General features: G+C 37.5%; 1 protein-coding gene. It reads left to right on the plus strand.

Features of this window, described 5'->3' with window-relative positions:
* Positions 1 to 40 precede the first annotated feature (40 nt).
* Positions 41 to 550, plus strand: a 510-nt coding sequence (locus AACM45_RS20335; protein WP_339145046.1) for an AMP-binding protein, incomplete at its 3' end; no start/stop codon positions are given.

The raw sequence follows: 550 nt of genomic DNA on the forward strand, positions 1-550 counted from the left end.
AATAGCGTTCTTACAGTTTGTGCACGATTTCGATAAATATTTGTTTAAACAAGTACAGACTTTAGATAGAAATACCTTATCCCTCACAAATTACACCTTTGATATTTTCGGATTAGAATATGGCTTGCCCTTAATAACTGGAAGTAAAATTTGTTTATCATCTATAAACAGTGTTAGTGAGACAGAAATTGCAACTAGTTACATCATTCAACAAACTCCAAGTACTTTATTACAACTTGTAAATAAGTTTCCAAATAGTCTCTCCAATTGTTTATGCCTTGTCGGTGGAGAAGCATTACAAAACCTAATAGCCAAAGAATTGTATAAGGCATTTAAACATGTATTTAATGTTTATGGACCTGCCGAAACAGTTATTTGGAGCACCACTTCACAAATTTGTGACTTAGATAATATTCATATTGGAAGCCCTCTATTTAATGAAAATGTTTACGTTCTGGACGATCATGGCACCCCTGTTCCGATAGGCGTTGTGGGGGAGCTGCACATAGCCGGTGCGGGAGTGGCCCGGGGCTACCTGAACATGGAGGAG

This window comes from Croceitalea sp. MTPC5 (genome assembly GCF_036985505.1).
GTDB lineage: Bacteria > Bacteroidota > Bacteroidia > Flavobacteriales > Flavobacteriaceae > Croceitalea.